Genomic DNA, 13,669 nt, shown 5'->3' on the forward strand with positions numbered 1-13,669 from the left:
CGAACACCGGGCTCCGACCGGTTTCGCGGGTGGCAGATCAGGTAGAGGTGTGTCAGTAGCGCTATACATAAGGTACAAACGGGCCAGAAGGCCCAGGGAAAGGTGCAGGCAAAGACGGTGGCGGATTCAGGTACAACAGCCCGCGGGACTGGCGGTGTCGTGCGCCGGCTCGTGATCGTCGAGTCTCCGACCAAGGCCCGCAAGATCTCCTCTTATCTCGGCAACAACTACGTGGTGGAGTCGTCCCGCGGACACATCCGGGACCTCCCACGCGGCGCTGCGGACGTGCCCGCCAAGTACAAGGGTCAGCCCTGGGCGCGACTCGGTGTCGACGTCGAGCACGACTTCGAGCCCCTCTACGTGGTCTCGCCGGACAAGAAGTCCACCGTCACCGAGCTCAAGTCGCTGCTCAAGGACGTCGACGAGCTCTATCTCGCAACAGACGGTGACCGGGAGGGTGAGGCCATCGCCTGGCACCTCCTGGAGACCCTCAAGCCCAAGGTTCCGGTCAAGCGGATGGTCTTCCACGAGATCACCGAATCGGCCATCAGGGCTGCCGCCGAGAACCCCCGTGACCTCGACGAAGACCTCGTCGACGCCCAGGAGACCCGACGCATTCTCGACCGCCTGTACGGCTACGAGGTGTCGCCGGTGCTGTGGAAGAAGGTCATGCCGAAGCTCTCGGCAGGCCGTGTGCAGTCGGTGGCCACTCGCATCATCGTCGAGCGCGAACGCGAGCGGATGGCGTTCCGGTCGGCAACGTACTGGGACATCGCCGCCACGCTCGACGCCGGTGCGGAAGCGACACCCCGCAGTTTTGGCGCCAGGCTCGTCAGTGTCGACGGCGACCGAGTGGCCAGTGGCCGCGACTTCGACTCCGCCGGCGCGCTGAAGAAGGCCGACGGGGTGACGGTGCTCGACGAGTCGCGCGCCGTGTCGCTCGCGTCAGGGCTCCAAGGCGCCGCGATGACGGTCTCGTCGGTGGAGGAGAAGCCCTACACGCGCCGCCCGTACGCACCGTTCATGACGTCGACCCTGCAGCAGGAGGCCGGCCGCAAACTCCGGTTCACCTCCGACCGCACCATGCGGGTGGCACAACGGCTGTACGAGAACGGCTACATCACCTACATGCGTACCGACTCGACCACGCTGTCCGAGTCGGCCATCACGGCCGCCCGTAACCAGGCCCGTGATCTCTATGGGGCCAACTTCGTCCATCCGACGCCGCGGCAGTACACCCGCAAGGTGAAGAACGCACAGGAGGCGCACGAGGCCATCCGGCCGGCGGGCGAGTCCTTCCGGACACCGGGTCAGGTCGCCTCTGCGCTGCAGACCGACGAGTTCCGGTTGTACGAGCTGATCTGGCAGCGCACGGTCGCTTCGCAGATGGCCGACGCACGCGGCACCACGATGAGTCTGCGGATCAGCGGTAAGGCGCAAACCGGGGAGACCTGCACCTTCGCCGCGTCGGGTCGCACCATCACCTTCCCGGGCTTCTTGTCGGCTTATGTGGAGACGGTGGACGAGCAGGCCGGCGGCACCGCGGACGACGCCGAGAGTCGCCTGCCGAATCTCGTCGAAGGCCAGTCGCTGACCGCAACCGAGCTGCGTCCCGACGGGCACACCACCAACCCACCCGCCCGATACACCGAAGCCTCTTTGGTGAAGACGTTGGAGGAGTTGGGGATCGGACGTCCGTCGACGTACGCGTCGATCATCGGCACCATCCAAGACCGCGGGTACGTGCACAAGAAGGGTTCGGCCCTTGTGCCGTCCTGGATCGCGTTCGCGGTGGTGGGACTGCTCGAGGCGTATTTCAAACGCCTTGTCGACTACGACTTCACGGCCACCCTCGAAGACGACCTCGACCAGATCGCGCAGGGCGCAGAGAATCGCACCGCCTGGCTGACCCGTTTCTACTACGGGCAAGAGGGCGCAGAGGGACAGGCCGGCACCGGGCTCAAGAAGCTCGTCGGCGTGAACCTCGAAGAGATCGATGCCCGTGAGGTCAACTCGATCCGGTTGTTCGACGACGAACAGGGTCGCCCGGTGTACGTGCGGGTCGGCCGGTTCGGTCCGTATCTCGAGCGCACGGTCACCCCTGAAGGTGGTGGCGAACCGGAGTCGCAGCGCGCCAACCTGCCCGACGACATCACGCCCGACGAGCTCACGCTGGAATTGGCCGAAAAGCTTTTCAGCACACCGCAAGAGGGCCGCACCCTGGGTGTCGATCCTCTGACCGGTCACGAGATCGTCGCCAAGGAAGGACGTTTCGGTCCGTACGTGACCGAGATCCTCCCGGATCCGGAAGACGAAGGCGACGACGGGAATTCGGTCCCGGCGCTGACTCCGCCCCCGGCCCCGACCCCGCTTGACGACGGCGCGACCCCGCTCGACGCACCGACGGGTGGCGGTGGCACCGCAACCGCCACGAAGAAGGCGACCGCCAAGAAGACCGCGAAGAAGGCAGCCAAGAAGGCCGGCCCCAAACCGCGCACCGGATCGCTGTTCAAGTCGATGGAGATCGGCTCGGTCACTCTCGACGACGCGTTGAAGTTGCTGTCGTTGCCACGGGTTGTCGGGCAGGATGCCGAAGGCCAGGAGATCACCGCACAGAACGGTCGCTATGGGCCATATCTGAAGCGCGGCACCGATTCTCGTTCGTTGACGTCCGAGGACCAGATTTTCGACATCACCTTGGACGAGGCGTTGAAGATCTACTCCGAGCCCAAGCGCCGCGGTCGGGCAGCAGCTGCTCCTCCGCTGCGTGAGCTGGGCAAGGACCCGGTTTCCGAGCAGCCGATGGTGATCAAGGACGGCCGTTTCGGTCCGTACGTCACCGATGGCGAGACCAACGCGAGCCTGCGAAAAGACGATGACGTCGCGTCGATCACCGACGAGCGTGCGTCGGAGTTGCTGGCGGACAGGCGTGCTCGTGGCCCGGCGAAGAAGTCGGCCAAGAAGGCGTCCAAGAAGGCTCCGGCAAAGAAGACCGCTGCCAAGAAGACAACGGCGAAGAAGACCACCGCCAAGAAGACAGCTGCAAAGAAAGCTCCGGCGAAGAAGGCTGCTGCCAAGAAGAAGGCGGACTAGCACCACGATCGTCCCCGTCGACGACGGCTGAGGGCATACGTCCCTCCGCCCGGCCGACGGGGACGATGCTGGTGGAGCTAGACCTCGACCTCGTATTTCGGCCTCGCCAAACGTGTCTCGATGCCCCGCCCACGTAGCTCGACACCCTCGCCGATGTCCCAGTGCTCGGCTTCCTCTGACGACGCCAGGTAAACGGCGCGGGCCGAACCGAGTACGCGACTCGGCTCGAACTTCGCCAGGTCGGTCAGCCGGGCCGCCTCGTTGACCGGGTCGCCGATGACGGTGTACTCGAGTCGTTGTTGCGAACCGATGTGTCCGGCGATCGCCTTACCTGCCGATACGCCGATGCCCACGTCCGTGTCGCCCAGTGCGGTGTCCAGTTCCTGACGCAGAGTCCGGGCCGCGGCCAGCGCGTGACCGGCGAAGTCCTCTTGATCCAAGGGTGCGCCGAAGATTGCGAGGGCGGCGTCGCCCTGGAACTTGTTGACGAAGCCCCCGTGGCGGCCGACGACGTCGACGATCACCCGGAAGAACTCGTTGAGCAGGTTGACGACGTCGCGGGGCGGCCGGTTGACGGCCAGCCGGGTCGATCCGACGATGTCGACGAACAGCACCCCGACGTAGCGTTCTTCGCCACCGAGTTCGGTGCCGATCTCGATGGCACGGCGGGCGACGTCCTCGCCGACGTAGCGGCCGAACAGGTTGCGGAGTTGTTGGCGCTCGCGCACATCGGCCACCATCTCGTTGAATCCCGCTTGCAGGAGACCGAGGTCGCTGCCGTCGTAGATGCGCACCGAGGTGTCGAGGTTTCCTTCACGCACCTCGGCCTGGGCGAACCGGAGCTGCTTGATGGGGTCGGCGATGGCGGACACCACGCGCACGAGACCGATCGAACCGAAGGCGAGTGCGGCGATCGCCATCCACAGGACCGGGCGTTGCAGACCGGCGGCGTCGGTGTCGATCACCCCGATCTGCTGACCGATCACCAGCGCGATGATGACGCAGAGGGGAGCGGCCACGCTGATGATCCAGAACAGGATGATGCGCTGGGTGACGCTGGGGGCCGTGGCGCTCTCGGGGTTGTTGGCCATCGCGGCAACGGTGATGGGTCGGAGGACTTTTTCCGACTGCATGTAACCCAGCACGCAGGTGATGAGGGCGCCGACGAACGAACCGAGTGCCACGACGATTGCCGTCTTCGCCGATTGCGACAGGCTGAGCAGGGCGAATATCGCGCCGCCGAGCAACCACAGGGCGCCATGCACCTGCACCAGCAGCACCGGGAGGCGGAGGGCGCGTCGGCGTGCGCTCTCGTTGTCGAGTCGGGATCGTCGGCGGGTCCACACGAGAACCGGGAGCGACAGGGCGATGGTGGCGTACGCACTCACTAGGCCGGCGATGAAGAGGTAGACCACGAACACCAGCTGGCTCAGGCCGCTGATCTCGGACAACTGGACCGACGTCTGCTGGGGGAGGCCGAACCGGAGGAATGCGAAAGTGAACAGGGCCCCGACGACATTGGCTCGGAGCATGTCCAGAGCCAGCACCGGCCACGGTGTGCGCACCAGCCAGCGCAACAGGTGCCATCCCCGTTGTAAGCGTGACTGTCTTTCCACCACGTGACCACGGTAGCTGGCTGCTTGCAAGAGTTAAACACGACAGTCGGAGGCGCCCGATAGGCTTGACCTGTGACAACTGTGTTCGATCGACTCGTCGGCCAGCACGCGGTGGTGGGTGAACTCACATCGGCGGCGGTTGCCGCAGTTCGGCTCGCCGCCTCGCGCGACCTTCAAGCCCACGGAAATGACCCGTTACCACTGCTTGCCGGGGACCCGGACTCCGGCTCGTCGGCGATGACACACGCATGGCTGTTCACCGGTCCGCCTGGTTCGGGGCGGTCTGTGGCGGCTCAGTGTTTTGCAGCCTCGCTGCAATGTGAGGTGACCGATTCGCCCGGATGTGGGCGATGTCACGCGTGCACGACTGTGATGGCGGGCACACATTCGGATGTTCGGAGGATAGTCCCGGAGGGATTGTCGATTCCGGTGAAGGACATGCGAGCCATCGTTCAGACCGCTGCGCGCCGTCCCAGCGTGGGTCGCTGGCAGGTTGTGGTGATCGAGGATGCCGACCGGCTCACCGAAGGCGCAGCCAACGCGCTGCTGAAGGCGGTCGAGGAACCGCCACCTCGCACGGTGTTCTTGCTGTGCGCCCCCAGCATCGATCCCGAGGACATCTCGGTGACGCTCCGGTCGCGGTGCCGACACGTGGCGCTGACCATGCCGTCGGTGGCCTCGATCGCCGAGGTGCTCATCGAGTCCGACGGCATCGATCCGGAGATGGCGAAGTGGGCTGCGTCGGTGTGTGGCGGTCATGTCGGCCGGGCGCGACGGCTGGCCACTGACGACGAGGCCCGTGAGCAGCGCAAGCAGGCGCTGGCAGTCGCACGGGCAGCCACCAGGGACGCGACCGCGTACTCGGCGGCCGAGGCTCTCGTGAAGTCGGCCGACGCCGCGGCCAAGGCCATCAGCGCCAGGCTCGACGAGGCCGAGACAGAGGAGATGCGGACGGCGCTCGGGGCCGGCGGCACGGGAAAAGGTGCGGTCGGGGCCATGCGGGGTTCGGCCGGGATCCTCAAGGACCTCGAACGTCGGCAGAAGTCCCGGGAGACGCGCACCGGGCGCGATCTTCTAGACCGTGCGCTCGTGGATCTTGCGGCCCTGTTTCGGGACGCTCTGGCCGCGTCGTACGGGTCGTCGGTGACCGCGATGCACCCCGACATGTCCGAGCAGACCGTCGCGATGGCCGGCTACGCCCGCCGCGAGGAGCTGCTGGCCTGTGTCGAGGCGGTTCTGGAATGTCGGGAGTCGTTGAGCTTCAACGTCAAACCGAAGTTCGCGGTCGATTCGATGGTCGCCAAGATCGGCTTGGCCCTGCGTCACTGACCCCGATCCTGGGGGTCATCAGCAATGAATCCCCAGGTCGATGCCGGGAACAGGGCGCGAAATCGGGATCGGGTTGAGCTGTGGACTCGCCCGGTTTGGTCGCTGTCGGCTCCGGTCGATAGACTCGTCTGCGCTGCCTTGGCAGCACGCCGCCTTAGCTCAGTCGGTAGAGCGCTTCACTCGTAATGAAAAGGTCGCGAGTTCGATTCTCGCAGGCGGCTCCACGTCAGAACCGGCACCGATCGGTGCCGGTTGGTGCATTCGGCAAACACTAGGTGGCGGTTGATTCATGGGTGTCCTCGTCTGCTTCCACGCTCATCCCGACGACGAGGTGTTCGGGACCGGCGGGATCATCCGGCTCTCCGCCGATGCGGGTCACCGGGTGGTACTCGTCACGGCCACCGACGGTGCTGCGGGTGAGGTCCCCGACGGACTGCTGGTCCCGGGCGAATCGCTTGCCGAGCGCCGGCGAACCGAACTCGAGAAGTCTGCCCGCATCCTGGGCGCGCACCGCCTGGTCATGCTGGGCTACGCCGACTCTGGGATGGCCGGCACACCGGAGAACAACAGCCCGGACGCCTTCGCGAACGTCCCCGTCGAGCAGGCGGCCGAACGTCTGGCCGCTGTGCTCAGCGAGGAGAAGGCGGATGTCATCACGTTGTACGACAGCAACGGCGGTTACGGGCACCCCGACCACATCCAGGTGCACCGCGTCGGAATGCGCGCCGCGGAAATCGCCGGCGTGCAGAACGTGTACGAGAGCGTGATCAATCGGGATCAGATGCGCGAGATGATGATGTCAAATCCGGAATGGAACAACGACGACTCGCCGATCGATTTCGAATCGTTCGGCACCCCGGAAGCGGAGATCACCACAAGGGTGGACGTGGCCGCGGCCATTGCGGCCAAGCGTGCGGCGATGCAGGTGCACGAGACCCAGATCGGCGACTTCGGCCCTGTGCTGAAAATGGCGGACGAGGAATTGAAAGCTGCGTTCGGAACCGAGTGGTTCCGGCGGGTCGGCTCACAACAGGGTGGGGCGAAGGAGCTATCTCTGCCGTTGTAGTCCGGCAGAGCAGAGTGTTTTCGAGTTGCCTCAGGGCTCGAGCGGACCGGAGGTGTCATCGGGCACCGCCCAGGTCGCCACTTCGGAACCGCCTGCGAACGACAGGGCGACGATCGTCTCGCCAGGGGGTAGCACAAACGCAACCGATCCCGTGGCCACGTCGTTCTGGGTGAGGGTTGTCGCTTCCAGCGGGTGCTCGAGTGCTGTTGCGACGGTTGTCAATTGGCTTCCGCCGGACGTGCGCGCAGTGAGCTCTGCGGGCTCGAGAAGGGCGGTGCCGCGCACCAATTGGACCGTGGCGTCCACGACGTGGAGCGAGCCTCCCGAACAGTCTGCTCCCTCGGCGCCCGCGCGCACGTTGTCCAGTGTGATCCGAAGTTCGGCGCCGCCGGTGTTGACCACCACGGCGTCACCCAGTTGGTGGGTCTGTGGCGCCCCGGCGATGAGCGATGCAATCGACCTGCTGTCGGCGACCGCGGGTGAACGGTTCTCCGGTGTCACTTGAATGAGTGCAAGAGTAACGGCGGTTCCGCCGCCCAGTATCAAGAGAACAAGTGCATATGTGAGAACGGTTGCAATCACATTCCGTTCGTGTTGATCGTCTCGCACAATTCTCTTCTTTTCGGCAGGGCGTTCTTTGTTGTCGCCGGTCGAACGCGTTTAGATGAGAGTACGGGGACTCCGCAAACATTTCTCGATGGGGCCGACAAAATAAAGTGAAATATGGTTGCCGACTTCACGAACATTCGTTTGCGTAACAATCGGACACGGCCACTCGCATATGCTCGATACGTGACTGAACAACCGGCCGTCGATGCGCGGATCACCCGCACACGACAAGTGGTCATCGAGGCGATGCACCGCATCTTCGAGGAGGAAGGCGCCTCGGGGCTGACGCATCAGCGTGTCGCGCTCAAGGCGGGGGTGGGTCGGGCGACGATCTACCGGCACTGGCCGACCACGCTGGACCTGCTCGTCGACACCCTGCGCGACATCGATCAGACGATCATGCAGCCCGGCGACGAACCATTCGACGAGTGGCTGCGGAATCAGCTCACGCACGCCGCTGCGGAATTGGCTCTGCCGACCAGTCAGCAATTCATCGCCTTGATGATCGCCGAGGCCGACAATCACACGGTGATCGCCGACCTCGGTGCCGAGCTCATCGAGCGGACCTACCGGGTGATGGAAGGGATGATCGACCAGGCCGTCGAGCGTGGCGAACTGGATCAAAAACTCGATCGGACAGACGTGGTGGCAAGAACCCTTGGGCCGATCATCTATCGAACCGCGATGCAGCGTCTTGATGTGACGCCCGGTTTCATCGACCAGATCGTCGATTCCGTGGCCCGCCGCTGAGCAAACCGTACGCTGGACGAGGTGAGCGATTCTTCGGCGCCGCTGTGGTTGTTAGCCGACCAACTCGGTCCCCATATCCACTCCGCCGAGGGCCATCTCGGTCGTGAGGTGGTCCTCATCGAGTCCACCGCGGCCTTGCGGAGACGGGCAGGCCACCGGCAGAAGGCGCATCTGTTGCTGTCGGGGATGCGGCACCTGGCCGATGACCACGGCGAGCGAGCGCATCATCTCAAAGCGGACGGTTACCGCGACGCCCTCGTCGAGTTCGGCCGACCGGTGGTGGTGCATGAGCCGACCTCGTGGGCCGCTCACGACTTCGTGCATCGCCTCCAGGCGGAAGGCCTAGTCGAAGAGGTTCTGCCCAACCCGTCGTTCGCTCTGCCCAGAAGCGACTTCGAACAGTGGGCGGGGAACAGTTCACGCTTTCGCCTCGAGATGTTCTACCGCGATCAGCGCACGCGTTTCGACATCCTGATGGACGGCGATCAACCGATGGGTGGGTCGTGGAACTACGACCACGACAACCGGAAATCGCCGCCCAAGACGCCGACCCTGGGAGTGCCCGACCCCTGGTGGCCCGAGGAGGACGGGATCGACGAGCAGGTGCGCGCCGACCTCGACGCACTCGACGCACCGTGGTCGGGTGTCGACGGTCCGCGGTTGTTCGCGGTGACGGCGGCGGAGGCGCAGTCTGCTCTCGAGACATTCATCGACCATCGGCTGGCAGATTTCGGACCATACGAGGACGCGATGATGGGTGGGGACTGGTCGATGTCCCACTCGCTGTTGTCGGTGCCGCTGAATCTGTCGCTGCTACACCCGCTGGACGCGGTTCATGCCGCCGAAGCCGCCGCCCGTGAAGGGTCGGTCCCGTTGGCCTCCGCCGAGGGGTTCATCCGGCAGATCCTGGGGTGGCGTGAGTTCGTCTGGCATCTGTACTGGCATTTCGGTCGCGACTATCGCACCGGGAACAACGAATTGAACGCGCATCGGCCGTTGCCCGACTGGTTCCGCGATCTCGATGCCGGCGCGGTGACGGCCAAGTGCCTCTCCGACGCTCTGGGTGGCGTCCACGATCGAGGATGGGTCCACCACATCCCGCGGTTGATGGTGCTGGGAAACCATGCGCTGCAACAGGGATACGACCCGGATGAGCTCACCCGCTGGTATACGGCCAACTTCGTGGACGGCTATGAATGGGTGATGCCGGTCAACGTGGTGGGCATGAGTCAGCACGCCGACGGCGGCAAGATGGCGACCAAGCCGTACAGTTCGGGCGGCGCCTACATCAACAAGATGTCCGACTTCTGCAAGGACTGCGAGTTCGATCCGCGCAAGCGGATAGGCGCGGATGCATGCCCGTTCACCGCTGGCTACTGGGCCTTCACCCATCGCCACCGTGAGCGGCTCGCCAAGAACATGCGAACGCGGCGGGCCGTGGCGTCGATGGAACGACTTTCCGATCTCGACGCCGTCCTCGAACAGGAGCGCCACCGGGACCGATTCTGACCGACACAATCGCCGAAAGCTGTCAACGGTTGGAATCGTGGTGAATATCAGCCGTCGCGGCTGGGGAACCCACACGGTGTGATCTCTATATTCGAATCCATGGCTTCCGCTCCGAGCTCCTACCTCGTATGCGCATCGCAACGTAGCGGTAGCACCCTCCTCGTCGAATCGTTGCGGGCCAGCAAGATTGCCGGTGAACCCGAGGAGTTCTTCCAATACCTGCCGTCGACCTCTCTGCCGCCGCAACCGCGCCAGTGGTTCGCCGACGTCACCGATCCCGCCGTGCTCGCGCTGCTGGCCCCGCTGCGGACGGGGACGCCGAACACCGAGACCAGCGACCAATGGCGTGAGCGCATCTCGCGGGAGGCGCGCACCCCCAACGGGGTCTGGGGCGGCAAGCTGATGTGGAATCAGGTTCCGCTGGTCATCGACCGGGCCGAGGGCTTCACGGGCCGATCCGGTGGTGACCTCCGATCCGCCATCGCCGACGTCATCGGCGAGGAACCGCTGTACATCAAGGTAAACCGGCCGGACGTCGTGTCGCAGGCGGTGTCGTTCTGGCGTGCCGTGCAGACGCAGGTGTGGCGGGGACACGCAGAACCGGAGGTCGATGCGGCGGCGCAGTACAACGCAGACGGCATCGCGCACCTGGTCACGATCCTCCGCGAGCAGGAGCGCGGCTGGCGCACCTGGTTCGAGCAGGAGTCGATCACGCCGTTCGAGGTCGACTACAGCGAGCTGGCGAAGGACTCCACCGGTGTCACGGCGCGGATCCTCGCCGCCCTCGATCTCGACCCTGCCGCAGCGCCGCCGCCGGTGCTGGAACGTCAAGCGAACAACCGGTCCGGTGAATGGGTAGAGCGATACCGCGCCGAGGCCCGACAAAGGGGGTTGCCAGTATGACAACGCAGATCACCGCCGACGTGACCCACGTCGATGAGCTGCGAGTTCTCGAAGCCGAGGCGGTGCACATCATCCGTGAGGTGGTGGCCGAACTCGAGCGACCGGTCTTGCTCTTCTCGGCGGGTAAGGACTCGATCGTGCTGCTCCGGTTGGCAGAGAAGGCCTTTCGGCCCTCGCCACTGCCGTTTCCGGTACTGCACGTCGACACCGGGCACAATTTTCCTGAGGTCATCGACTTCCGCGACCGGCGTCTCGCCGAGGGCGGGCACAAGCTGATCGTCGGTTCGGTGCAGGAGTCGATCGACTCCGGGCGGGTGCAGGAGGTCGGCGGACCGGCCGGCTCGCGCAATCGCCTGCAGACGAGGACTCTGCTCGACGCGCTCGAGGCCGGCAAGTTCGATGCGGCGTTCGGCGGCGCTCGGCGCGACGAAGAACGCGCTCGGGCGAAGGAGCGTGTGCTCAGCTTCCGCGACGAGTTCGGTCAATGGGACCCGCGGGCACAGCGACCCGAACCATGGTCGCTCTACAACGGGCGCATCCGCAGGGGCGAACAGGTCCGCGTCTTCCCGCTGAGCAACTGGACCGAACTCGACATCTGGCGGTACATCGAGCTGGAAGGCCTCGAGTTGCCGCCGATCTACTTCGCCCATGAGCGCGAGGTGTTCGAGCGTGACGGAATCCTGCTCGCCACTTCGGAATTCACCAGTCCGGCCGAAGGGGAGTCGGCCTCCGTCGAATGGGTGCGCTATCGCACGGTCGGCGATCTGACCATCACCGGAGCGGTCCGGTCACGGGCCACCACGATCGCCGACGTGGTCACCGAGATCTCCGCATCCACCGTGTCCGAGCGCGGCGAGACCCGCGCAGACGACCGCACGTCCGCCGCGGCCATGGAAGACCGCAAACGGGAGGGGTACTTCTGATGACACGCCAACTGCTCCGGCTCGCCACCGCCGGTTCGGTGGACGACGGTAAGAGCACATTGATCGGCCGGTTGCTCCACGACACCGACAGTCTGCCGCTCGATCACCTCGAATCGGTCACCGACACCGAAGGTGTTGCCGACCTCGCCGCCCTGTCCGACGGTCTGCGGGCCGAACGCGAGCAGGGCATCACCATCGACGTGGCCTACCGCTTCTTCTCCACGGCCACACGCAATTTCATCCTCGCCGACACCCCCGGTCACGAGGCGTACACGCGAAACATGTTCACCGGTGCGTCCAACGCACACGTGGCCGTGCTGTTGGTGGACGCCCGTGCGGGCGTGGTCCGTCAGACCCGTCGCCACGCCCGGATCGCCACGTTGCTCCGGGTGCCCCACCTGGTCGCGGCGGTCAACAAGATCGACCTGGTCGACTACAGCGAAGAGCGTTTCGCCGAGGTCGAAGCCGAATTGCACGTGCTCGCACAACGTTTGGGTGTCCAGAACCTCACCGTTGTTCCTCTGGCCGCCAAGCTCGGCGACAACGTCGTGACCCGTTCGACCAACACACCCTGGTACACCGGTCCGACGTTGCTGGAGTTCCTCGAGGCCGTCGAGTTGAAGGCGCCCGCCGCCGAACCGACCGAGGTGCGTCTTGCGGTGCAATGGGTGTCGCGGCCGGCCGCCGGCGAGCGTCGTCGCTACACGGGCCGGTTGTCTGCGGGCACCCTGCAGGTCGGCGATCCGATCGTGGTGCTGCCGTCGGGTTCGAAGAGTCGCGTCACCGCCCTCGACACCCTCGACGACGACCGCAGCGTGGCCGTCGCGCCGTTGTCGGTGTCGGTGGAACTGGCCGACGAGATCGACGTGGGCCGCGGCGACATGATCGTCAGTGGGTCACCGGATGCGCACTTACCGGTCGCCGCCCGTGAGCTCGACGTCACGGTCTGCTGGTTCTCGGAGACGCCGCTTCGTGCAGGGGACCGGATCGCGCTCAAGCAGGCGACCCGCACGGTGCGCGCCACGGTCCAGGAACTGCACAGCCGACTGGATCCCGAGACACTGGGCGAGGATCCGCATCCCGTGGAACTCGCGCTGAACGACGTCGGCACGGTGACGTTGCGCACCAGTTCCATCGTGGTGGCCGATCCGTACGCGGACAACCGCGATGTGGGTGCGTTCATCCTCATCGACGAGAACTCCAACGACACGGTGGGCGCCGGCACCATCACCGAGCCCCGGGAGGTCAAGCCGGGCGCCCGGACACGCAACGACATCAAGTGGCATCCGTCCTCCCTCGAACGCACCCATCGGTGGAGTGCGGTCGGTCAGCGGGGAGCGGTCATCTGGCTCACCGGCCTGCCGGCGTCGGGCAAGTCGACCGTCGCGGTCGCACTCGAGCGTGCACTGGTCGAGTCGGGCCGGGTGGCCTATCTGCTCGACGGCGACAACGTGCGCCACGGGCTGTCGGACGACCTCGGGTTCTCGGCCGGGGACAGGGCCGAGAACATTCGCCGGGTCGGGCATCTGACCAGGCTCTTCGCCGACGCCGGGGTGGTCGCGATCGCATCGCTGGTGTCGCCGCTGCGTAGTGACCGGGAGATCCCCCGGGCACTGACGGCCGCCGCCGACCTTCCGTTCATCGAAGTCCATGTGGCCACGCCGCTGGCCGAGTGTGAACGTCGCGATCCGAAGGGGCTCTACGCGAAGGCACGGGCGGGCGAACTCAAGGGGCTCACCGGGATCGACACGCCGTACGAGGCGCCGGAGAACCCGGATCTGGTGATCGATACGACGGGCGCCGATGCCGACGAACTGGTGAGGCAGATCCTGGAGATCCTCGCCGATCGCGAGCACGCAAGCGTCTGATCC

General features: G+C 65.4%; 10 protein-coding genes and 1 tRNA gene. 9 read left to right on the forward strand and 2 right to left on the reverse strand.

Translation table 11 applies throughout. The features are described 5' to 3' along the window. Positions 1–117: 117 nt before the first annotated feature. Entirely contained in the window at positions 118–3,093 is a 2,976-nt protein-coding gene (gene topA / locus WIMU1_RS03490) for a type I DNA topoisomerase (protein WP_031331786.1), read from the forward strand. Positions 3,094–3,170: 77 nt separating this feature from the next. Here topA and WIMU1_RS03495 read toward each other — a convergent pair whose 3' ends face one another. Next, positions 3,171–4,712, reverse strand: coding sequence for an adenylate/guanylate cyclase domain-containing protein (locus tag WIMU1_RS03495; protein ID WP_062795135.1), 1,542 nt, complete (start codon positions 4,710–4,712; stop codon positions 3,171–3,173). Positions 4,713–4,781: 69 nt separating this feature from the next. Between WIMU1_RS03495 and WIMU1_RS03500 the strand changes: the two genes are divergently transcribed. The 3 genes from WIMU1_RS03500 (at position 4,782) to WIMU1_RS03510 (ending at position 7,104) form a co-directional block, all read left to right on the forward strand. Further along, the gene (locus WIMU1_RS03500) at positions 4,782–6,038 is read left to right on the forward strand and encodes a DNA polymerase III subunit delta' (RefSeq protein ID WP_023956389.1); all 1,257 of its coding nucleotides are present in this window, start codon (positions 4,782–4,784) and stop codon (positions 6,036–6,038) included. Positions 6,039–6,186: 148 nt separating this feature from the next. Next, positions 6,187–6,262 (forward strand) — tRNA-Thr (locus WIMU1_RS03505). Positions 6,263–6,327: 65 nt separating this feature from the next. Beyond that, positions 6,328–7,104, forward strand: a complete 777-nt coding sequence (locus tag WIMU1_RS03510) for a PIG-L family deacetylase (protein ID WP_062795136.1) — start codon at positions 6,328–6,330, stop codon at positions 7,102–7,104. Between the two features lie 30 nt (positions 7,105–7,134). Here WIMU1_RS03510 and WIMU1_RS03515 read toward each other — a convergent pair whose 3' ends face one another. Next, entirely contained in the window at positions 7,135–7,605 is a 471-nt protein-coding gene (locus WIMU1_RS03515; protein WP_147431428.1) for a DUF1942 domain-containing protein, read from the reverse strand. 291 nt (positions 7,606–7,896) lie between these two features. Between WIMU1_RS03515 and WIMU1_RS03520 the strand changes: the two genes are divergently transcribed. The 5 genes from WIMU1_RS03520 (at position 7,897) to cysC (ending at position 13,666) form a co-directional block, all read left to right on the forward strand. Continuing rightward, positions 7,897–8,463, forward strand: a complete 567-nt coding sequence (locus tag WIMU1_RS03520; protein ID WP_158599288.1) for a TetR/AcrR family transcriptional regulator — start codon at positions 7,897–7,899, stop codon at positions 8,461–8,463. Between the two features lie 21 nt (positions 8,464–8,484). Then, positions 8,485–9,972, forward strand: coding sequence for a cryptochrome/photolyase family protein (locus WIMU1_RS03525; RefSeq protein ID WP_307714160.1), 1,488 nt, complete (start codon positions 8,485–8,487; stop codon positions 9,970–9,972). Positions 9,973–10,071: 99 nt separating this feature from the next. Beyond that, positions 10,072–10,875 (forward strand): trehalose 2-sulfotransferase, encoded by an 804-nt coding sequence (gene stf0 / locus WIMU1_RS03530; RefSeq protein WP_062795140.1) that lies wholly within the window; start codon positions 10,072–10,074, stop codon positions 10,873–10,875. Next, on the forward strand, positions 10,872–11,798 hold the full coding sequence (cysD, locus tag WIMU1_RS03535; protein WP_030169110.1) for a sulfate adenylyltransferase subunit CysD: 927 nt from the start codon (positions 10,872–10,874) through the stop codon (positions 11,796–11,798). Before stf0 ends, cysD begins: the two co-directional genes overlap by 4 nt. Further along, positions 11,798–13,666 (forward strand): adenylyl-sulfate kinase, encoded by a 1,869-nt coding sequence (cysC, locus tag WIMU1_RS03540; RefSeq protein WP_030169112.1) that lies wholly within the window; start codon positions 11,798–11,800, stop codon positions 13,664–13,666. Before cysD ends, cysC begins: the two co-directional genes overlap by 1 nt. The last annotated feature ends 3 nt before the right edge of the window (positions 13,667–13,669 follow it).

The sequence above is a fragment of the Williamsia muralis NBRC 105860 genome, assembly GCF_001598915.1.
GTDB lineage: Bacteria > Actinomycetota > Actinomycetes > Mycobacteriales > Mycobacteriaceae > Williamsia > Williamsia muralis.

Coding starts and splice junctions, on each gene's coding strand:
- stf0 (WP_062795140.1), top strand. CDS start 10,072: ATGGCTTCCGCTCCGAGCTCCTACCTCGTATGCGCATCGCAACGTAGC.
- cysC (WP_030169112.1), top strand. CDS start 11,798: ATGACACGCCAACTGCTCCGGCTCGCCACCGCCGGTTCGGTGGACGAC.
- WIMU1_RS03510 (WP_062795136.1), top strand. CDS start 6,328: ATGGGTGTCCTCGTCTGCTTCCACGCTCATCCCGACGACGAGGTGTTC.
- cysD (WP_030169110.1), top strand. CDS start 10,872: ATGACAACGCAGATCACCGCCGACGTGACCCACGTCGATGAGCTGCGA.